Genomic DNA, 21,997 nt, shown 5'->3' on the forward strand with positions numbered 1-21,997 from the left:
GTCGCCCCGGGTTCCGCGCGGTCGCCGAGGGGGCCTTGACGGAGGCCGTGCCGTCGCGGGGCGACGGTCCACCGGCGCAGGTGGCCGTGCATCCGGCTGCATCCGCCTCGCGGCCCGACCCGTCCGACGACGCGTCGCTGCGGCTCGACCGCTCGCCCGGTGTGGCCGCGGAGCACCGGAGGACCGGACGCAGCCCCGAGCCGGGGCGTCCGGCGGCCCTGGGGACCCGGCTCCTCGCCCGCCTCGTCGACGGGCTGGCCGGCGGTGGAGTGTCCCTCGGCTGGCCCGTCCTCGCGCTGGTCCTCGGGCAGGTGTCTACCGGTCTGCCGGCCGGGATGGCCGAGGTGGTCCTCGCCGTGGTCGCCGTCGGCCACCTCGTGCTGGTCCTCGCCGTCGTCGCCGTGCTCCTCGTCGCCACCGCCCGGATCGGGCAGACGCCGGGCCAGCGGATGCTCGGCGTTCGCGTCGTCGACGCCGGGACCGCGGCGCCCATCGGCCTGGCCCGGGCAGTGCTGCGGACGCTCACCCTCGCGGCGATGGCGCTCCCTTGCTACCTCGGCTTCCTGACCTTCCTCACCGACCCCTCGGGCCGGAACCGGGCGCTGCACGACCGCGTCGCCGCGACCGTGGTCGTCGAGGTGCCCCGAGTGCCGTTCGCGCGGGCGGTGCGGGACGTCCTGCGCTCGCTGAGGTCGTGACGATGGCTCCCACCAGGGTGGTGGCTGTCGGCCGCGCGAGCGACACCGGCGCCGTGCGCCGGCTCAACGAGGATGCGGTGCACTGCGGGGAGCGACTCTTCGTCGTTGCGGACGGGATGGGTGGACACGCCGCGGGGGACGTCGCCAGTGCCCTCACGGTTGAGGTCCTCGCGGAGCTGGAGACGGGGGTCCTCTCCGGCCGGTCGGTCCGCGAGGCGGTGCGGCGGGCGAACGACCGGGTCTGCGCCCACGCCCGCGAGCACCCGGCCGCCGCCGGGCTGGGGACCACCGTCGCGGGGATCGCGCTGCTCGACGGCGAGAGGTCGTACTGGGCGGTCTTCCACGTGGGGGACTCGCGGGTCTACGCCGTCCGGGAGGGCGTCCTGCACCGCGTGACGGCCGACCACTCGGAGGTCCAGGAGCTGCTCGACGCCGGATCGATCACCGAGGAGGAGGCGCGGGTGCACCCGGCACGTCACGTCATCACGCGAGCGGTCGGGGAGGAGCCGGCGCCCGAGGTCGACCTGGTGCTCGTCCCCGCCGACACGGGGACCCGGTGGGTGCTGTGCACCGACGGTCTCACCGACGAGCTGGCGGACCCCGACCTCGCCGCGGTGCTGGCGGCCGGCCACCCCGCGCAGATGACCGCCGACCTCCTCGTCCGCCGCGCCCTCGAGCAGGGCGGCCACGACAACGTCACCGTCGTCGTCGTCGACGAGGCGTCGACCGCCGCCGACCGTCCCCTGGTCGGGTCGACCAACCCGAGGAGCCGTCCATGAGCCCCACGGTCCGTTACCGCGCCGGCCGACTGAGCGGCGTCCACCACGACGGTCTCACCGTCCTCGCCGACCTCACGGCCGGGGACGAGCAGTCCCTCCTCCTCCTCGAGGCGGTCACCATGGGCGGAGGGGTCGACGCCGTGCTCGAGGTGCTCGCGGCGGGCGGGCTGACCCGCACTCCCTCGTTCGCCCTGCTCGCCGTGCACGCGGACGGCACGGCGCGGATGATGTGCCGGGGCACCGGCACCGTGCGGTTGGGCGACGACGAGGTGGTCGAGGGGTCAGGACTCTGGACCGACCGCACGGTGCCTGACGTCGGCCGTGTGGTCCTCGCCGTCGGTCCGGTCGCCGACGGACCACCCGTGCCGTACGGCGGCGGCCTGGTGCCCGCGTCCGAGTGGACGGTGGGTGAGCCGTCCGCGGGAGTGGTGACCGAGCAGGAGCCGACGGAGCAACCGGCGGACCGGCCGGTGGAGCCGCGCCCGGTGGCCACCGACGCGATCGGTTTCTACGTCGACCTGATGCGCGACGCGGTCCCCTCGGGGGAGGTGACCGGTGATGCCGGGCCGCCGCCACCGTCGGACGTCCCCGAGACGCCGTCCGACGAGCCGGACCCCGGGACCGGCGGACGGGTGACACCGGTGACCCCGTCCGAGCACCCGGTGCCGACGGGACACGCCGACCCCGAGGGGGAGCCGCCCCTCGGCGACCGGGATGCGGTCGGGGGCTTCGTGGACGTCGGCGCCATTCCCGGCTTCGACCCCGACCCGGTCTCCCCCGCCCGGTCCGGGGCCCTCCCCGCCGAGGGCACCGTCCCGGAGACGGTGACCACCCCGCCGGCGGGCGCGTCCGTGGCAGAACCGCACCGCACCGCACCGGAGTCGCCGTTGCAGCCGCGGACCGTCAACCGCGCCGAGCTCCTCCGCCGCATGACGACGGTCCTCGCGAAGCGATGCACCGCCGGCCACCTGACGCAGACCCGGTCCGAGCGGTGCCGCGTGTGCGGCGGCGCGGTGCCGCCGCAGGAGGAGGTCGAGGTCCCACCACCGGTGCTCGGGCGGCTCGTCCTCCCCGGTGGCGAGGCGTTCCCCCTGGACCGCCCCCTCGTCCTCGGTCGCGACCCACGGGTCCCCGCGGGGCACGTCGGCCTGGAGCCGCACCGTGTCCGGATCGAGGACCCGCGCGCCGAGGTGTCGAGCCAGCACGCGCTCGTCGCGACCGACGGCTGGTGGATCACCGTCCAGGACCTCGGTTCGACGAACGGGACGGTGCTCGTGGACCCGGCGGGGGCCCGCCGACCGCTCGTCCCGGGCGAGCCCCTCCCGGTCGACCCGGGTGGGCGGATCGTCCTCGCGGACATCCTCGAGATCCGCGTGGAGGCGACGCCGTGACCGGGCCCGTGATCGCGGACCGCGTCTGGGTCAGGACCCTCGGTGGGGGCGGCTTCGGGGACGTGCACCTCTACGAGAACCGCGCCCTGGGACGCTCCGAGGCGGTCAAGGTGCTGCGGGCGTCCGAGCTGTCCCCGGAGGTGGTGGCCCAGTTCCTCGCCGAGGTCAAGGCGATGGCCGGGCTCGAGCACCCGTGCGTGGTCCCCGTGTACGGCATGGGCCACTGCGTCGACGGGCGCCCCTACCTCGCGATGAAGGTCTACGGGGCGGGCACGATGGAGGACCGGGCCAGAGGCGGGCGCCTCTCGCTCGCCGAGGTCCTGCGGGCGGGGATCGGCGTCGCCGGGGCGCTCGAGACGGCGCACCGGGCCGGCCTGGTCCACCGCGACGTCAAGCCGGCGAACATCCTCGTCGACGCCGCGGGCGACATCGGTCTGACCGACTTCGGCGGGGCGGCCCGGACCGCGGCGGCCGCAGACGACCCGCACGACGAGACGGTCGGCGTCTCCCCACCCTGGTCGCCACCGGAGGTCCTGTGGTCCACGAGCAACGGTTCCGTGCAGTCCGACGTGTACTCCCTCGGTGCGACGCTGTGGCACCTCCTCGTCGGTCGCGCGCCGTTCGAGGTCATCGGGGGCGACAACTCGGACCGGGCGGTCGCGCGCAGGGCGCGGGAGGTGCCCCCGCCCGAGACGGGCCGGGGTGACGTCCCCCCGGAGCTCGACCGCCTGCTCCGCGAGGCGCTCGCCAAGGACCCGGCGCGTCGACCACGCTCGGCAGGCGACCTCGCGCGGGGACTCCTGCAGGTCGAGAAGTCCCTCGGGCTGGCCCCGACCCGGCTCGTGGTCCTGGAGCCGACCGGGCCCGGGGACCCCCGCGGACCGGTGGGCGACCCGCCGCCGGACGCCGACGGAACCGACGGGACGGTCCGCCGACCGCGTCGGGTGGCCCCGCCTCCCCGGCCCACGCGCCCCGACCTGCCGTCGGACTCGGTGGGCACGGCGCTGCGGCCGCGCCGGGTCGCCACCGGTGACGAGGGGACGGGGGACCCGACCCGGCTGCGTCCGCGGACCAGCTCGGTCGTGATCGACGAGGGTGGCGACCCGGTCGCGACCGGTGGCGTCCGGCGTCTGCTCGTCGGGGCCGGTGTCCTCCTCGTGGTGGCTGCCGCTGCCGGGGCCTGGGCCCTGGGCTCCGGCGGGGACGGGGAGGGTGTCCCCGCGGCCCGTGCCACGGTCGACGCCCCCGGCCAGGTCGACGCGCTGCAGGGTCCGGCCGGGCCGGTCAAGGTCTCGTCCGACCGGCGGGGTGGAGACGTCGTGTTCACGTGGCGGTACGACGGCGCGCTCTCCACCGACACCTACCGCCTCCGGGTCGGGGGGCCCGGCGGATCGGAGACGACGGGTGACGAGCCGACGCTCACCGTCCCGGCCCCGACGCGGGGCACGGTCTGCCTCAGCGTCATCGTCGTCCGGTCCGACGGCAGCGGAGCCACCCGAGATTTTCCCGAACCCACCTGCGGCTGAACATGATCCGACTTCTCGACTGGTGCTCGGTCATCGACGCCCGAGACCCGCTCGTCCCGGTACGTCGTTATGGGGACACCGGGAGCGCCGTCGTCCTGCGAGACCTCCGGGCTTCCTACGGTGACCCCGTGGACGGGTCGTCGCGGGAGGGGGACCGATGAGGAACGCACTGGCCGGTCGCGTGCGTCGGGTGGCGAGCGTCGTCGTCGCCCTGCTGTGTGTCGGGTCGTTCGTCGCCTACGCGGTGCTCGCCACCGGCTACCCGGTGCGCAAGGTCGACCTCGACGACTCCGGCATCTGGGTGACCTCCAACGTCGACCACACCTTCGGGCGGTTCAACCGTTACGCCTCCTTCCTCGACGCCTTCTTCAACCCTCCCGGTGGCGCCCAGGCGACCTCCGACCTCGACGTCGTGCAGGATGGGGGGACGGTGCTGGCCCGGGACGTGGGAGGCGGCCGGCTCTACCCCGTGGACGTGCGGACCGGACGGACGGTCGAGGACGCGGGCGTCGACGTCTCACCGACCGCCGTGGTGCGGATGGGTGGGGGGACCCTCGCCGTGCTGGACGTCGCGAAGGGCGAGGTCCGCGCCGTCCGCTACGACGCCGAGGGCGGCCTCCCGCCGCTCGACGCGCTGGCCGGGACGGCACCGGCGCTCGCCGCGGTGGGGCCGGCTCCCGCCCGCGACGAGGCCGCGGCCAGCTGGTCCGCGCTCGCGGTCGGGACGGACGGTGGCATCCACGTCGTCGGCCGCAACGGCCGGCTCGTCTCCGTGCCGGTGCGGGCGGGGGAGCTCGGGAAGCCGGTGGCCACGACCGTCGCCACGCAGCTCGGGCCCGTCGACGTCAGCGCGGTCGGGAACGTCCCGGTCGTCCTCGACGAGGCCTCGGGGCGCGTCGTCACGCGCGAGGGCTCCGGGTCGGTGGCCGCACCCGAAGGGGTGCTGAGGCTCCAGGCTCCCGTGGCCGCCGGTGCCCTCGTCGTCGCCTCCCCGGCTGGCCTGTACCGCGTGGGGGCGAACGGCGCCGTCGACCCCTCCGCCGTCTTCGCCGGGAACGGTGGGACCCCCGCCGAGCCGGTCGCCGTCGCCGGCTGCGTGTGGTCCGCGTGGGCCGGCAGCCCGGGACGGGTGGGTCGCAGCTGCGCGGGCGCGGCCGCGACGGAGATCCCCGTCGACCGCGAGGGGACGCTGCGTCAGCCCGTCTTCCGCGTCAACCGTGGAGCCGCCCTGCTCAACGACGTCGCCGACGGGAGGATCTTCGACCTCGAGCGACAGGAGAGCTTCTACCAGTGGAAGACCGTGAGCCCCCCGGACGACGCGTCGAGCGACCAGGCTCCGCAGAAGCAGGCGGTCGACGACAAGAAGAACAAGCCGAAGGCGCACGACGACCGGCTCGGCGCCCGCCCGGGCCGCACGACGCTCCTCCACGTGCTCGACAACGACACGGACCCGTCGGGCCAGGTGCTCTCGATCTCGGCGGTGACGGACCCCGGGAACCCGCACGCGAGCGCGGTCATCAGCCCGGACGGGCAGACCGTCCGCTACACCCTCGACGCCGACGGGGGCGACGGCGTCTTCGAGTACGACGTGAGCAACGGGGTCAGCACCGCGCGCGGGACGGTCACGGTGCAGGCCCGGGCCGAGGACGAGAACGAGGCACCCTACCGGCGCTCCGGTGTGGAGGACGCCGAGCTCGTGGTGGCCGCGGGCGGCACCATCGCGGTGCCGGTCCTGGACTCCTGGCGCGACGGCGACGGCGACCCCGTGACGATCGCGGAGGTCGAGCCGGACGCCGGGTCCGCGCTCGCCACACCGGACGGTCGCATCGAGCTCACGGCGCCCGGTTCCGGTGAGGGGGGCAGCGTCCGCATCGCCTACGGGGTGTCGGACGGCCGCGGTGACCCCACGTCCGGCGAGACCAGGGTCGAGGTGCAGCGGGGTGACGCCACACGGGCCCTCCCCCCGCGGACCGAGCCCGACGTCGCCCGGGGCGAGGCCGGCCAGCCGATCTCGGTCGCGCCGCTCGCCAACGACACCCAGGGCGCCGACCCCCTCAACCCCAAGGCAGTGCTGGCGCTCGCCGCCCCCGTCGCGGAGAAGAAGGGGGTGTCGGTCGAGACGGACACGACGACGGGGGAGGTCGTCGTCACCGCGTCGAGACCGGGCACGGTCTTCCTCGACTACGAGGCGGCGTTCGGCAGCGCCCCTCTGGAGCAGGGGCGGATCCGGATCGACGCCCTCGAGCCCGGGTCGGTCGACTCGGGGCCGGTCGCCATGCCCGACGACGCCGCCGTGCACGGCCAGTCGCCGGTCGTCGTCGACGTCCTCGCGAACGACGTCGACCCGGCCGGTGGCATCCTCACGGTCACGGCGGCCGCGGCCGAGCACCCGGACCAGGTGCAGGTGGCGGTGCTCAAGGGTCGTTGGCTGCGGGTGGTCCCGACGACGGCCGCGCTCGCCGGGGGCTCCGAGACCGTGCGCTACACCGTGACGAACGGGACGAGCGAGGCGACGGGCGACCTCGTCGTCACCCAGCTGCCCGCCATCGACAACGACCCGCCCGTGACGCGGCCGGACCAGGCGACCGTCCGGTCCGGCGACTCCGTCCTCGTGCCCGTGCTGGACAACGACACGACGAAGGGCGGGCGTCCGCTCACGCTGCGGGCGGACGTCCCCGGGCAGGAGGCAGTCGGTCGGCTCGTCGTCGTCGACCCCGCGGCGGCCCCGGGCTCCGGCGGCACCGACCTCGGGACCGCGTACGTCGCCGGCGACCGGATCCGGTACGTCGCCCCCGCCTCGGTGACGGAACCGCGCACCCTGCAGGTCGAGTACGTCGCCGAGAACGACGCGAACCAGACGGGCACCGGCCTGCTCGAGGTGACGGTGACGCCGCCCCCGGGCCCGCAGCTCGAGAACCGGGCCCCTTCGGCCCGGCCGCTGGAGGCCCGCGCCGTCGCGGGCGAGGTGCTGACGATCGACGTCGACCCGTACGGCGCCGACCCGGACGGGGACTCGACCTCGGTCCTCGGCGTCGCCTCGGCCCCGACGCTCGGGCGGGTGCAGGGTCTGTCCCCGACCGGGATCGAGTACCTGGCGTACCCGAGCAAGGACTCGACCGGCCTGGACACCTTCTCGTACACGATCACCGACCGCTGGGGCGCGACGTCGACCTCGATCGTCCGGGTCGCCGTCAGGCAGCCGGGCCTCCCGCAGCCCGCCGTGCCGGTCACCGACACCGTGACGGCCACCCCCGGGTCGTCGATCACCGTCGCCCCCCTTGACAACGACCTGTACGGCGCCACCGACCCGGTCCAGGTGCGTCCGCTCGAGGAGACCAACCCGACGCTGCCGGAGGGCACCCGGCTGGACCCGTCGACGAACGTCGTGACCCTGACCGCGCCCTCGCAGGACGCACGGCCGACGACGGTGTCGTACGGGCTCCTCGGCAACGCGGGGACGTCGACGTTGGGCGAGATCGTCGTCATCGGACAGGACGGGGCGAAGAACCCGCCGCGGGTCCGGGACGCCGTCGCGGAGCCCGGTGACGGTGGCCGCGCGTCCGCGGACGTCCTCGCGGCGGCCTACGACCCGGACGGCGACACCACCCAGCTCACGGTGACCCGGGTCGCCACTCCGGGCACGGTCAGCGGCGGTGTCGTCTCCGTGCCGATGTCGACGACCGCGCAGAGCATCCCGTTCGAGGTGACGGACGAGTCCGGAGCGACGAGCGCGGCCGTCCTCCACGTGCCGAGTGCCGGGGCCCCGGGGCCGTTCGTCCGGCCCGACGCCCTGATCCGGGTGGACGAGGGCCGGGCGGTCACGGTCCCCGTCGGGACGGTCGTCGGCGACGGTGCCGGCAAGCCCGTCACGCTGACGACGACGGACACCCTGTCGGCCTCGCCGGCCGGTCACGTCACCGTCGAGGCCGTCGGGGGGACGTCCTTCACGGTGACCGCGAAGGCGGGCTACGTCGGGCCGGCGGCGGTGACGGCGGAGGTGACCGACGGCACGAGCCTCGACGACCCCGAGGGCGTGACGCGCACCGTGACCATCCCCGTGCAGGTGGGGCCCGAGACCCCGGTCATCCGCTGCCCGGAGGACGAGCTTACCCTCGTCGCCGGAGGGCGGCCCCTCACCGTGGACCCGATGTCGCTCTGCAGCGTGTGGGCGCCCACGACCGCCATGGCGGACGGCCTGCGGTTCGACGCGACGTGGGCCGACGAGGCCGGCGGGGTCTCGGTCGAGGGATCGGGTCAGCGACGGTTCCGGCTGGACGCGAGCGGTTCGGCGAAGCCCCGGACGAAGGGCTCCCTCTCGGTCACCGCCACCGGCACCGCCGCGACCCCGTCGACGCTGCACGTCCGGGTCGTCGCCGCCCCACCCCCTCGGCTGGCTCCCATCGTCCTGCCGGAGATGAAGCAGGGCGAGACCCGCACCGTCGACCTCGCCTCGTACCTGGCGTCCTCGCTCGACGACGCGGTGCCGACCGCGGTGTCGGTGACGAAGACCTCCGGCGCGTCGGCCTCCCAGTCGGCGCAGGGCTCGACGGTCACGATCACCCCGGCGGCGGACGCGCACGGGACGATGACCTTCCGGGTCGTCGCGAGCGACGTCCCGGACCGGGCCCGTGCCGACCGCCAGGTGAGCGGCACGATCTCCTTCCAGGTCTTCGGGCGCCCGGACGCCCCGCCGCGACCCCAGGTCGGGCGGACGACCCTCAGCCACTCGGCGTCGCTCGGCTGGACCGCCCCCGCGGCCAACGGGGCCCCCATCCAGGGGTATGACGTGCAGTGGCCCGGTGGCACGCAGTCCTGCCCCTCCTCCCCGTGCACCATCACGGGCCTCGACAACGGCACCGGGGTGGCGTTCCAGGTGCGGGCGCGCAACAAGGCCGGCGACGGCGACTGGAGCCCCTCGTCGGCGACCTACATCCCGGACGAGGCACCCAAGGCGGTGCCCAACCTCCGCCAGACCGCGGCGGGCGACGGCTCCGTGACGCTCGCCTGGGGCGCGGCGGCGGTCGACGGCTCGCAGGTCACCGACTACATCGTCTCCGTCAACGGGATCCAGAAGCGCTTCGGGACGGCCCTGACCGGCACCGTGACCGGTCTGAAGAACGGACCCGCCTACACGTTCACGATCGTCGCGAAGAACCGGTACCGCCCGGGTCCGTCGACGACCGCGAAGGGCATGGCGGCGGGCACGCCCGGTCTCGACGGGCCGGTGACCTTCGGGCCGGTGGCAGCCGCCGACAGCGACACCACGGCCGTCGACGTCCGGTGGCCCGCAGGCCAACAGAACGGACCCTCGCCGATCCTCTACACCGTCACCCGCACGACCGACGGCAAGACCGTCTGCGCGGACACGCGCGCGACGCACTGCGTCGACGACGGCGTGCGGTTCGGGACGACCTACCGCTACGCGGTCCTCGGACGGACGACCTTCCTCGGGGTGACCCGGGAGTCCGCGACCCGGTCCGCGAGCATCTCCCCCGTCGGCCGACCGGCCGGCTGGTCTGCCGTCAGCGCACGACCGACGGGTGCGAACCGGGCCGTGACCGTGGACTACTCGGTGCCGGCGTCGCGAGGGGCGAGCTCGACCGTGTCGATCCTCGTCAACGGGAGCGCGGTCACCACCTTCGCGGCAGATCCCGGTGGGGTGGCCGGACAGTCGAGGACGGTCTCGGTGCCGGTGAACGGTGTCGACTACAAGATCTCGATGTCGGTGTGCAACGAGAGCGACGTGTGCTCGGTGTCGAACCCCGTCACGGTCAACGCCTACGGGCCCGTGCCGGCACCGACCATCAGCCTGTCCAGGGGTGGCAGCGCGAACCGCACCTTCACGGTGCAGGTACGCGCGGACGGCAACGGGCGCCCGGTCACGGCGACGGTGACGACGGACAGCGGCCAACGGTGGACGGTCAGCAGCGCAGGGGCCATCGACTCGTCGTGGAGCTACGCGGTCGACTACGGCACCTCGGACCGCGCCCACGTGACGATCTCGGACTCGGCCGGGCGTCCCGTGCCCGGACGGGTGAGCTCCGGCACCCAGACCTCCGACCCGCGACCCCAGCCGAAGATCTACGTCAGCCACGACGGCGCCGGTCTGGCCTACATCCGGTTGCAGGGCTTCACCCCGGGGTCGAACGTCTACTGCCACGTCGACGGGTCAGGTGGGTTCGTGAACTGGGACGTCACCTGGCGTGTCGACGGCAGCGGCAACCACCCGGCGAGCACGCGGGGGAACCAGGGCAACCTCAACGACCCGACGCACCTGCTCGGCGACGGTGAGTACACGAGGGGCGATCTGTGTGTACAGCGATAGCACGATGAAGGGGCACTCATGAGCATCAGTACGGAACAGACGCAGTGGTTCGAGCAGACCTTCGACCAGCTCGTCCGCAACGTCGACCTCGCGATCCGCGGCAAGGAGCGCATCATCCGCCTCGCGCTGACCTGCCTGCTGTCGGAGGGTCACCTCCTGCTGGAGGACAACCCCGGGACGGGGAAGACCCAGCTCGCGAAGGCCATCGCGAACACGGTCGCGGGTTCGCACAGCCGGATCCAGTTCACGCCCGACCTGCTGCCCAGCGACGTCACCGGGGTGACGATCTACGACCAGCGCACCCAGCAGTTCTCGTTCCACCGCGGGGCGATCTTCGCGACGATCGTTCTCGCCGACGAGATCAACCGGGCCTCGCCGAAGACGCAGTCCGCCCTCCTCGAGGTGATGGAGGAGGGCCACGTCACCGTCGACGGCACCCGCCACGCCGTCGGGGAGCCGTTCATGGTCATCGCGACCCAGAACCCGATCGAGCAGGCGGGGACCTACCGCCTCCCGGAGGCCCAGCTGGACCGCTTCCTCATGAAGACGAGCCTGGGCTACCCGGACCACGAGACGACCGTCGAGCTCTTCGGCCACGCGCAGACGCGCGACCGCAGTGCGGCGGTGACCCCGGTCATCAGCGCCGAACGCGTCTCGCAGATGACGCAGCTGGGTGGCCGCATCCACGTCGACCCGTCGATCCTCGCCTACGTCTCGCGGCTCGCCGAGGAGAGCCGGCGCCACCCGCACGTCGCGCTCGGGCTGTCCGTCCGCGGCGGGCTCGCCCTCATCCGCTGCGCGAAGGTCTGGGCGGCCTCCCAAGGGCGCGACCACGTGACGCCGGACGACGTCAAGGACCTCGCGCAGCCGGTCCTCGGCCACCGGCTCGTCCTCGGCGACGAGGCCCAGTTCACCGGGGTCCGCGTCGAGCGCGTCGTCGAGGACCTGCTCTCCGAGATCGCCGCCCCGTCCCAGCGTCTGGGCTGAACGAGGACCCGTGACGACCGCACCCGCCGAGCCCACACCGGCCGACCACCGCGCCCCGGCCGCGACCGAGGGGCCGAGCCGTCCTCGGGCCCGCCGCACCGGTGGGCGAGGTCGCCCGACCCGCGGGCTCGTCCGGGCCACCACCGAGGTCCGGGACACGGTCGAGCGGTGGCGGGACCTCGCGTCGCCGGTGACCCGACCCGTCGGCGCCGTGCTCGGGTGGGTCACCGGGACCGGCCGGCTCGTCCTCGTGACCGGGGTCGCCGCACTCCTCGTCAGCGGCCCACTCGGCTGGGGGGAGCTGCGGTACGCGGGCTGGAGCCTCGTCGCGCTCTTCGCCCTCTCCTGTCTGCTCACCGTCGGGCGGATGTCCCTCGCGGTCGACCTCGAGCTCGACCCCCCGCGGGTGCTCGCGGGCGACGCCTCCTCGCTCGAGGTGCGCGTGACCAACACGGGGGGCGGGCGGCTGCTCCCGGTCGCCCTGGACGTCCCCACCGCGGGCTCGACCACGCGCTTTCCCCTGCCGGCGATGGCTCCGGGCGCCGTCGAGACCGACGTCGTCGTGCTGCCGGGCCGGGCCCGTGGTGTCTACCCGGTGGGCCCGGCCGCCAGCCGACGGGGTGACCCCTTCGGTCTCCTGAGCCGTGAGGTGGTCTGGACCCGGGTCCAGGAGCTCTTCGTCCACCCCCGCACCGTCCCCCTCGACGGTCTCGGAACCGGGCTCCTCAAGGACCTCGAGGGCCGCTCCACGAACGAGGTGTCGATGAGTGACCTGGCCTTCCACGCCCTGCGCGAGTACGCGCCCGGCGACGACCGTCGGCACATCCACTGGCTGTCGTCGGCGAAGCGCTCGGCCGCGAGCGGCTCCGACGACTTCATGGTGCGCCAGTTCCTCGACACCCGCCGGTCGCACGTCGGTGTGCTCCTCGACACCCTGGCCAGCACCTGGCTCGACGAGGAGGACTTCGAGACCGCCGTGGCCGTCGGCGCGTCCGTCGCCGTCCGCACCCTCCAGGACGGGATGGACCTCAGCGAGGCGGTCGGACCGCACGTGGTGTCCCGACCGGCCCGGCACACCGCGCTCGACGTCTTCTCCCGGGCGACGCCCGACGAGGTCCCGCTCGAGACGGCTGCCGGCCTGCTCGCCCACGCGGCGCCGGACCTCAGCTCGGTTCTCGTCGTCACGGGTGCGCTCGCCGAGTTCGGCCGGCTCCGACGCGCCCGGCGGGTGTTCGGCCCGGACGTCAACGTCGTCGCGGTGCGGGTGGAGGCGGGCGCCGCCCCAGGGCGCCAGCGCACCGGGGGGATCACCGTGCTCACGGTCGGGTCCCTCGCCGACCTGCCGCTCCTCCTCCGGGGAGGCGGAGCCGCATGAGCACGGAGACTGCCCGGGTGCCCTCACGCACGGGTTCCCGCACCATCGGCCGGATCGCCGTCACCGGGCGACCGACGCGCGAGGACCTCGTCGACGCGGGGTTCGTCGTCGTCCTCGGTCTCGTCGCGCTCTCGAGCCTGCGGACCTCCTTCGACTCCCTCGGTTTCCTCGCCGTCGGGGCGACCGGTCTGCTCCTCGGTGTCGCCGTCGCCCACGTCGCGACGGTCCTGCGGCAGCCCTGGGTCGTCCTCGCCCTCCTCACCGTGCTCGCCTTCTTCGTCGCGGGCGGTGCTGTCGCCCTGCGGCCTCGCGCGATCGGGGGGGTGCTGCCCGGCCCACAGGTGCTCCGGGAGCTCGGGACGGTCTCGGTGACCGGGTGGAAGGACTTCCTCACGACCCTGCCACCGGTCGACGGGTCCGGGCCCTTCCTCGTCCTGCCCTACGCCCTCGGCCTCGCGACCGGTGCCGCCGCCTTCGCCTGGGCGCGCCGCAGCAGCCACGCGGCTCGCCCGGTGCTCGTCCCCCTCACCGCGGTCGCCCTCGGCATCCTCCTCGGGACGGTCGCCCCGGGAGACCTCCTCGTCCGCGGGCTGGCCGTGGGTGCCCTCGCCGTCGTGTGGATCGGGCTGCGGCAACGCCGGACCGTGCAGGTCGTGGGTCACGGCGCCCGCCACCGCCAGGAGGCCGTCGTCGCCGTCGTCCTCCTCGCCGTCGCCCTCGGCGTCGGCGCCGGCGCGGGCCGGGCCTCCCAGCCCGGTGGGGAGCGTTTCGTCCTGCGCAGCCTCGTCGCTCCGCCCTTCGACATCACGCGCTACCCCAGCCCGCTCGTCGGCTTCCGGACCTACACCGAAGGTGCGCAGCGGGCCTGGGACGAGCCGATGCTCCAGGTGTCGGGTGTGCCCGCCGGTGGGCGGCTGCGGCTCGCGGTGCTCGACGACTACTCGGGCACGGTCTGGGCGGCCACCTCGCCCGAGCGCGGCGGCGGGTTCCGTCGCGTCGGCACCTCCATCGCGCCCTCCGGTGAGGACCCCACGACCGCGCCGGCCACCGTGACCGTGCGCGTCGAGGACTACTACGCGGGTGACAACGGCCTCAACCTCTGGGTCCCCGGAACGGGGTCCTCGACGCGGGTGCTGTTCGCCGGGCCTCGGGCGCGGGCCCTGGCGGACGGCCTGCGCTACGACGCGGGCACGGGCCAGTCGGTCGTCAGCACCCGCCTCGCCGCCGGTGACACCGTGACGTCGACCGAGCGAGCGGTGCCGCTCGTCCCGGAGAGCGGGTTCCGGGCCGGCGCCGGGGCGACCGTCGACACCGGGCTGACCGCGTTCGTCGGCCCGGCGGCCGCGAAGCTCGCCGGAAAGGACGCCGCCGCCGGGTCGTCGTGGGAGGCGCTGCAGGCCGTCGGTGCGGCCCTGCGGTCCCGCGGGGCCTACTCGGACGGCAGCGGGGCAGGGCAGGCGCAGTACCTGCCGGGCCACGGCGAGGGTCGTCTCGCGTCCTTCCTCGGCGCCCGTCAGCCGGTCGGCAACGACGAGCAGTACGCGAGCACCTTCGCCCTCGTCGCGAACGACCTCGGCATCCCCGCCCGCGTCGTCCTCGGTGCCCTGGTCCCCGAGGGGGGAAGGGTCACCGGCAAGGACGTGCACGCGTGGGTCGAGGTCCGCGACGCGTCCGGCCGGTGGTACGCGGTGCCACGCGAGCGCTTCATGCCCGACCGGGACAAGACACCCGACGAGAACCCGCCCCCGCCCGTCGCCGAGGAGAACGCCGCCGAGGTTCCGCCGCCGAACGCGGTGCGCCCGCCCGGCTCCCTCGACGCCCTCCTGTCCAACGAGCCCACGACCGTGGAGCCGTCGGACCCCGGTGACGGGCCGCTCGTGCCGGCCTGGGTGCTCACCGTGCTGCGCTGGGTGGCCGTCCCCGTCGGCGGCGTCGTGGGCCTCGCGCTGCTCCTCGCGGTCGTCCGTGGGCTCCGGGCCCGCCGGCGTCGCGGAACCGGTCCGCCGAGCCGTCGGCTCGCCCAGGGGTGGACCGAGGTGGTCGACCGCGCCCGCGACCTCGGCGTCGTCGTCCCCAAGGGCCTGACCCGGCGGGAGCAGGCGCGGATCACGGGCTTCGCCGCCCTCGCCGCCCGGGCGGACGCCGCCGTGTTCGGTGCGGGTGAGCCGGACGACGACGAGGTGGCCCGCTTCTGGTCCGCCGTCCGGACCGCCCGCGGTGACCTCACCCGTCGCGCGTCGCTCCGTCGGCGGGTGACCCGACGACTCGCCGTGACCTCGCTGCTGCACCGCGACCCCCGCCCGGTCGAGACCCGTCCGGCCGCGTCCACCGTCCGGCCACGGCGGCGGCCGGTACGGCGGCTGCGCCACGTAAGGAGCGCCTCGTGAAGCTCAAGGTCACCCTGCGTCGAGGCGGAGGGGCCGCGACGGACCTCCTCGTGACCGCGGATGCGTCGACGACCGTGGGCGAGCTCGCGGGCCACCTGGCGCTGTCCGATCCCGACCGCTCGTCGGGACCCGGCCTCGCGGAGGTCACCCTCGCCGTGGTGCGCGACGGGGAGCGCGTGCTCGACCCGAGGACCCCGCTCGCCGACAGCCCGCTCCGGTCCGGCGCGACCATCCGCCTCGCGGAGGTCGAGACGCAGTTCGCCGTCTCCGCGAGCGCGTCGGTCGGGGTGTGCACCGTCCACGAGGGCCCCGACGCCGGCGTCGAGATCCCCCTCCTGTCCGGCACCAACATGGTCGGACGGCAGCGGGGCAGCGAGATCCGGCTGTCGGACGTCATGGTCTCCCGGGCCCACGCCCGGGTCAACGTCACCGACCACGTCGAGGTCGTCGACACCGGCTCGGCGAACGGGGTCGAGGTCAACGGGGGGCTGGTGTCCCGGGCGGTGGTCAGGCCGGACGACCGCGTGCGGGTCGGCGACTCCGTGCTGTCCTTCCGACTCACGACGCAACCGACCGCCGCGGGGCGGACCGAGTCGTCTGCGGTGGGGTTCATCCGCTCACCACGGCTCGCACCGCGCTACGCCGGAAAGGAGTTCGAGCCCCCCGAGGCGCCACAGCGCACGCAGGCCCACAGCTTCCCGATGACGATGCTCGTCCTGCCGGTGCTCATGGCCGGGATCCTGTACCTGACGACGCGGCAGTGGACCTCGATCCTCTTCGCGGCGCTCTCGCCGCTCATGATGATCGGCTCGTGGTGGGAGCAGCGGCGACAGGGCCGCCGCGTCGACCGAGCCGCCCTCGCCGCCTACCGCGAGGACCTCGACCTGCTCGTCGAGGAGGTGCGGGAAGAGGCGGAGGTCGAGGCGGCGGCGCGCCGGGCGGAGTACCCGTCGGTCGCCGAGTGCCTGGAGGCCGCCCACCAGCGCCGACCGCTCATGTGGACGCGGCGGCCGGGCGACTGGGGCTTTCTCGAGCTGCGGCTCGGTCGGGGCACCCTCGCGAGCCGCTCGACCGTCGCGCCCATCGAGGGGAGGAACGCCCCGCGCGAGCTCCTGGCGGAGGGGCGCGAGCGTCTCGCGCACCTCGGGACCGTCGCGGACGTCCCGGTCGTCGCCACCCCGGCGACGACCGGCGGCATCGGGATCGCCGGTCCGCGGGGTGCCTCCGTCGCGGCCGCCCGGGCGCTCGTCGTGCAGGTCGCCGCACTGCACTCGCCGGCGGAGGTGGCGGTCACCCTGCTCACCTCCCAGCGCAGCGCGCCGGACTGGGAGTGGCTCAAGTGGCTGCCGCACGTCGACGCCCCGTGGAGCCCCGTCGAGGCCCGCCACCTCGCGTCGGACCCGCGGGCCGCCGTCGTGCTCCTGACGGCCCTCGAGGCCCTGGTCGCGCGGCGCGCCGAGGAGGAGTCCGCCGAGGGGCCGGCCGTGCTCGTGGTCATCGAGAGCAGCGCCCCCGCGGACTTCGGCCGGCTCGTCGAGCTGTCCGAGCACGGCTGGCGCCACGGGGTGCACGTCTGCTGGGTCGCCCCCGACCTCGAACAGCTGCCGGCGGCCTGCCGGACCTTCGTCGACACCTCGACGGTGTCGGAGTCGGGCGTCGGGTTCGTCCACGAGGCCGCCTCCGTCACGCCCGTCGCCACGGAGACCGTGTCCGGCGAGGACGCCTTGGCCTTCGCCCGCTCGCTGGCCCCGGTCGTCGACCTCGGCGCCCGGAACGAGGACGCGAGCGACATCCCCCGGTCCATCGCCTTCCTCTCGATGGAGGGGTACGAGGCGCTCGGCGACCAGCCCGAGGCCGTCCTCGAGCGGTGGACGCAGAACCACTCCGTCCTCACCGGCCCGCGGGCCTGTGAACCGTGGTTCAAGGAGGCGTCCTTGCGGGCCGCGGTCGGCCACAGCGGGCCGTCCCTGCTCCACCTCGACCTGCGCAGCGACGGCCCGCACGCGCTCGTCGGCGGCACGACGGGTGCGGGGAAGTCGGAGCTGCTCCAGGCGTGGATCCTGTCGATGGCGGCGAACCACAGTCCGCAGCGGCTCACCTTCCTCCTCGTCGACTACAAGGGTGGCTCCGCTTTCGCCGACTGCGCGAACCTGCCGCACACGGTCGGGATGGTGACCGACCTCGACTCCCACGGGGTGCAGCGCGCCCTCGAGTCCCTCTCGGCCGAGCTACGCCATCGCGAGCACGTCCTCGAGCGGGCGAAGGCGAAGGACCTCATGACGATGGAGAAGAAGTGGATGCCGTCCGCGCCGCCGAGCCTCGTCATCGTCGTCGACGAGTTCGCGGCCCTGGTCCAGGAGGTCCCCGAGTTCGTCGACGGTGTCGTCAACGTCGCGCAGCGCGGGCGGTCGCTCGGGCTGCACCTCGTGCTCGCGACGCAGCGGCCGGCCGGGGTCATCAAGGACAACCTGCGGGCCAACACCAACCTGCGTCTCGCGCTCCGCGTGGCCGACGAGGCCGACTCCACGGACGTCCTCGGGTCCGCGGAGGCGGCGTTCTTCGACCCCGACCTGCCCGGCCGTGCCGTCTCGAAGACCGGGCCCGGGCGACTCGTGCCGTTCCAGACGGCCTACGCCGGAGGGCACACCGGCGCCGGCCCCTCGACACCGGACATCAGGGTGGAGGAGCTCGTCCTCGGCGTCGGGGCTCCATGGGAGCTTCCCGAGGCCACCGCCCCGGCGGAGACGGACGTCAAGGCGCCGACCGACATCTCGCGCGTCGTCGCGACGATCCGGGCGGCCAACGACCTGGCCGCCCTTGCGCCCCCGCGCCGACCGTGGCTCAAGGCCCTCGACGCGGTCTACGACCTCGTGCCGCTGGCCCGGCATCAGCGGGACCCGGGCGACCGGTTCGTCCTCGGGATGGTCGACCTGCCCCGCGACCAGGTGCAGCGGGTGGTCGCGTTCGAGCCGGAACGCTCGGGGAACCTCGCGGTGCTCGGCGCGTCCGGTGCGGGCAAGAGCACGGTGCTGCGGACCCTCGCCGTGGCGGCGGGCCTGGGTCACCACGACGGTCCCACGTGGGTGTACGGGCTCGACTTCGGGACCCAGAGCCTCATGATGATCGAGGAGCTGCCGCACGTCGGCGCGGTGGTCAAGGGCTCGGACGACGAACGGGTGCGGCGGCTCATCTCCTGGCTGGGTGATCTCGTCGAGGAGCGAGCGGCCCGGTACGGCGCCGTGGACGCGGCGTCGGTCATCGACTATCGGACGAAGTCCGGGAACCACGACGAGGCGCGTGTCCTGCTGCTCGTCGACAACCTCGGGGGCTTCCTCAAGGCCTACGAGGGCCACGAGGTGTGGATCGACCGACTCACCGCGATCGCGAGCGCAGGGCATCGCTCCGGTGTGCACGTGGTCTTCACGTCCGACCGCTCCGGGGGGACGCCCGTCCAGCTCGCGGCGACCGTGCAGCAGCGGCTCGTCCTGCGGATGACGTCGCTCGAGGAGTACGACAACCTCGGCGTCCCACGGACGGTGCTGACCCCGTCGTCGCCTCCGGGGCGGGCGGTGTGGGAGGGGAACGAGATGCAGGTCGCCGTGCTCGGGACCTCGCCGGCGTTCGGCGAGCAGGCGCAGCGGGTGAGGACGATGGCGGAGGCGCTGCGGCGTGCGGGCGTGCCCGAGGCGCCGCCGGTGCGCCGGCTGCCGGAGGACGTGGCGCTCGCCGACCTCCCCGCATCCCGAGGTGAGGAGATCGTGGTGGGTGTCTCCGACTACACCCTCGGGCCGATGTCCGTCCTGCCCGAGGGGACCTTCGTCGTGGCCGGACCTCCGGTCTCGGGCCGGACGACGGCGCTCGCGACGATCGTGGCGGCGGCACGACGCCGGGACGCGTCGACCGAGAGCTACCTGTTCACCCAGGACCGCCGCAGCCCGCTGCTCCACGACCCGGGGTGGACCGCGACGGCACTCGGCACGGACCAGGCGGACGCGCTGGCCGGACGGCTCGCGACGGTCTTCGCCCGAGACCTGGTCCGACCCGTCGTCGTGGTCGTCGAGAAGGCCGCCGACTGGGACGGCTCGACGGTCGAGCTCGTCCTCGAAGAGGTCGTCCGCTCCGCGGTGCGCGTCGGGGCCTTCGTGGTGACCGACTCCGAGCCCTCTCTCGTCCAGCGCCCCTACAACCTGGTCGGCGCACTCAACACGTCCCGGCGCGGCTTCCTGCTGCAACCGGACGCCGGGTCCGGGGACTGCTTCGGCGTCCGCCTCCCGATCCGGACCGCCCGGCGGGACTTCCCGCTCGGGCGTGGCTACCTGGCGGGAGGTGGCCGCGTGCACCTCGGCCAGCTCGCCGTCTCACGCACCCCCAGCTCCGCCAGTTCGCCTGTCCTGTCACTCGATTCGGTGACGTGACGGTAGCCGGCGGAGCCCGGAGGATGGATCCACGCAGGACCTCGCGGACGTCGAGGACCACGACGCACAAGGAGCACGACATGGCACGACTCGGAATGGACGTCGACGAGGTCGAGCGCGTCGCGGGGGGGCTGCACCAGCAGTCGGCCGCGCTGCAGCAGGCGATCTCGCAGATCACGACCCTCGTCAACCAGGCGGTCCACGTCTGGGACGGGCAGGACTCGCGGCAGTTCGCCGACTGGTGGAACTCGCAGCACAAGCCGGCCCTCACCAAGGCGTCGCACGCCATCGAGGAACTGAGCCGCACGGCCAAGAAGAACGCCCAGGACCAGCGGCAGGTCTCGGGCCACTGACCTCCATCCGGGTGGGCGTCCCTGACAGGCGCCCACCCGGATGGACCGCGGCCGAGGAGGGCGCATGAGCAGACTGGGGATGGACGCGGATGTCGTCGAGTCCGTCGGGCGGCAGCTGACGCGACAGGGGCACTCCGTGCAGTCCGTCGTCCGGACCGTCGACTCGATGGTCGCGACGGCGGAGGCGTCGTGGTGGGGGTCCCGGGGCCGCGCCTTCGTCGCGGAGTGGCGCACGGTGCACCGTCCCGCCCTCCTTCGCGCGGCCGGCTCGGTGGAGGGGCTGGGCCGATCCGCACTGAACAACGCCCACGAGCAGCGAGACACCAGCGCGACCACGGGCGCGACCGCCGGCGGAGGTGACCGGACGGCCCGTCCGACCGCCGCCGCCGCGTCAAGCGGACCGTGGGCGTTCGATGATCTCTCCGCGTTGGTCGACTCGCTCGGGACCCCCATAGCCTGGGCGCACTTCCTGGCCGGTGTGGGGCACAACGCGAACCTCGTGGGCAGGTACTCCGACGACACCCTGGAGGTTCTCGGAGGACTGTCGAAGGCGGCACGCATGTTCGGGGCCCATCTCCAGCCCTCGGATCTCTACTTCAAGGCATGGCTCGACGGACCTCTGACCGTCAACGGCCCCCTCGACTCCTTGGCCAGGTCATCGGCGGTCAAGGAGCTCGGTCTCCTCGGGACCGGTGTGTCTCTGATCGGCAACGCGCTGCAGCTCACCGACCCGAACAGCGACGCCCTCCATCGGACGACCGCCGTGACGAACTCCGTGGCCGATGTCATGAAGGCGGCCGGGCCGCCCCCCGTGAAGCTTGCCGGCATGGTCGGCTCGGCCGCCGGCATCATCGCCGAGGAGGTCCCGCGAGTGGACTGGTCGCTCGACGGGTTGGCGTCCACGGTGTCGTTCGCGGCGAAGAACCCGCACGTGGTGCTCGAGGAGACCGGCAAGGCGGTCTTCTCGGTGATTCCCCGGGTATTGTTCTGATGGCTGCTCCGACAGGCCAGCAGCTCGTGGTCGTGACCGACGACGAGCTCCTGGCGACAGCGGCCCTCCTCGGCATGTCGTGGGTCAGGCCGCTCCTGACGGTGGACCCGAGCTCCCGTCCGCAGGTCGCGGCGGCGGTCGTCCGTGGCACGACGACGCTCGCCCTGCGTGGCCTCCTCGTCGGAGACGAGCTCGACGGGGCCCTCCACCACGTGGTCGTCGCGGTGGGTGACACGGTGCCCGCCCTCACGGCGTACGAGGCGGACGCCGCGCTCGACCACGTGCCGGGTTCACCGATCGTCGAGTGGTACGCGGGCCACGACCTCCTCCGGGTGGCAGCGTTGACCGGCGTCAACACCTTCAGCACGGCAACCCGGGAAGCAGCCGTCACCTTGGTGGCGGGCCTGGCGGACGACACCGACGGCGAGCGCCACACGGTGGTTCTCGGGCCCGACGCGGCCGGACGACGGGCGGGCCTGGTCGCCTCCCGGCTCGGTGGCCGGCGAATGGAGGTCGGCCAGGCCCGGGACGCCGAGTTCGCGAAGCCTCTCGACTGGCCGGCAGCGGTCCGCGACCTCCTCGTGGCGGTCGGATGACCCGGGTCCCGGGACTAGGTGTACCCGGCCATCAGGTTGGTGACAGACGGCTGGTCGGTGGGAGTCCGCCGAGGGCGGTGTGGCGTCGCTGAGTGTTGTACAGCTCGAGCCAGGGGGCAAGGGCGTCGGCGCGGGCTTGGTTGCTGGTGAAGACCTGCCGGTAGGCCCATTCGG

General features: G+C 74.2%; 13 protein-coding genes. 12 read left to right on the top strand and 1 reads right to left on the bottom strand.

What is annotated here, in order from left to right; all coding sequences use genetic code 11:
* Positions 1-80 precede the first annotated feature (80 nt).
* The 12 genes from KMZ30_RS20895 to KMZ30_RS20950 all read left to right on the top strand — a co-directional run bounded on the left by KMZ30_RS20895 (position 81) and on the right by KMZ30_RS20950 (position 21,823).
* The gene (locus KMZ30_RS20895) at positions 81-698 is read left to right on the top strand and encodes an RDD family protein (protein WP_215514185.1); all 618 of its coding nucleotides are present in this window, start codon (positions 81-83) and stop codon (positions 696-698) included.
* A gap of 2 nt (positions 699-700) precedes the next feature.
* A complete protein-coding gene (locus tag KMZ30_RS20900) occupies positions 701-1,477 on the top strand; it encodes a PP2C family protein-serine/threonine phosphatase (protein ID WP_215514186.1) in 777 nt (258 codons plus the stop codon).
* Entirely contained in the window at positions 1,474-2,868 is a 1,395-nt protein-coding gene (locus KMZ30_RS20905) for an FHA domain-containing protein (RefSeq protein WP_215514187.1), read from the top strand. Before KMZ30_RS20900 ends, KMZ30_RS20905 begins: the two co-directional genes overlap by 4 nt.
* Positions 2,865-4,394, top strand: a complete 1,530-nt coding sequence (locus KMZ30_RS20910; RefSeq protein ID WP_215514188.1) for a serine/threonine-protein kinase — start codon at positions 2,865-2,867, stop codon at positions 4,392-4,394. The genes KMZ30_RS20905 and KMZ30_RS20910 overlap by 4 nt, the downstream gene beginning before the upstream one ends.
* 157 nt (positions 4,395-4,551) lie before the next feature.
* On the top strand, positions 4,552-10,719 hold the full coding sequence (locus KMZ30_RS20915; protein ID WP_215520187.1) for an Ig-like domain-containing protein: 6,168 nt from the start codon (positions 4,552-4,554) through the stop codon (positions 10,717-10,719).
* An 18-nt stretch (positions 10,720-10,737) separates the two neighbouring features.
* Positions 10,738-11,706: an AAA family ATPase gene (locus tag KMZ30_RS20920; RefSeq protein WP_215514190.1), complete on the top strand. Its 969-nt coding sequence runs from the start codon at positions 10,738-10,740 to the stop codon at positions 11,704-11,706.
* A 10-nt stretch (positions 11,707-11,716) separates the two neighbouring features.
* Complete coding sequence (locus tag KMZ30_RS22565) at positions 11,717-13,081, top strand: DUF58 domain-containing protein (RefSeq protein WP_215514191.1); 1,365 nt, start codon at positions 11,717-11,719, stop codon at positions 13,079-13,081.
* Positions 13,078-15,468: a transglutaminase-like domain-containing protein gene (locus KMZ30_RS20930; RefSeq protein ID WP_215514192.1), complete on the top strand. Its 2,391-nt coding sequence runs from the start codon at positions 13,078-13,080 to the stop codon at positions 15,466-15,468. Before KMZ30_RS22565 ends, KMZ30_RS20930 begins: the two co-directional genes overlap by 4 nt.
* Positions 15,465-19,883, top strand: coding sequence for a type VII secretion EssC family protein (locus KMZ30_RS20935; RefSeq protein ID WP_215514193.1), 4,419 nt, complete (start codon positions 15,465-15,467; stop codon positions 19,881-19,883). Before KMZ30_RS20930 ends, KMZ30_RS20935 begins: the two co-directional genes overlap by 4 nt.
* 80 nt (positions 19,884-19,963) lie before the next feature.
* A complete protein-coding gene (locus KMZ30_RS20940) occupies positions 19,964-20,236 on the top strand; it encodes a WXG100 family type VII secretion target (RefSeq protein WP_215514194.1) in 273 nt (90 codons plus the stop codon).
* A 64-nt stretch (positions 20,237-20,300) separates the two neighbouring features.
* Positions 20,301-21,227: a WXG100 family type VII secretion target gene (locus tag KMZ30_RS20945; protein ID WP_215520188.1), complete on the top strand. Its 927-nt coding sequence runs from the start codon at positions 20,301-20,303 to the stop codon at positions 21,225-21,227.
* Entirely contained in the window at positions 21,227-21,823 is a 597-nt protein-coding gene (locus KMZ30_RS20950; RefSeq protein WP_215514196.1) for a hypothetical protein, read from the top strand. Before KMZ30_RS20945 ends, KMZ30_RS20950 begins: the two co-directional genes overlap by 1 nt.
* A 31-nt stretch (positions 21,824-21,854) precedes the next feature.
* Here the strand turns inward: KMZ30_RS20950 and KMZ30_RS20955 are convergent.
* A partial coding sequence (locus KMZ30_RS20955) for an integrase core domain-containing protein (RefSeq protein ID WP_215512587.1) occupies positions 21,855-21,997 on the bottom strand: 143 nt, incomplete at its 5' end.

This window comes from Phycicoccus mangrovi, assembly GCF_018729305.1.
In the GTDB taxonomy this organism is placed as follows: domain Bacteria; phylum Actinomycetota; class Actinomycetes; order Actinomycetales; family Dermatophilaceae; genus Phycicoccus; species Phycicoccus jejuensis.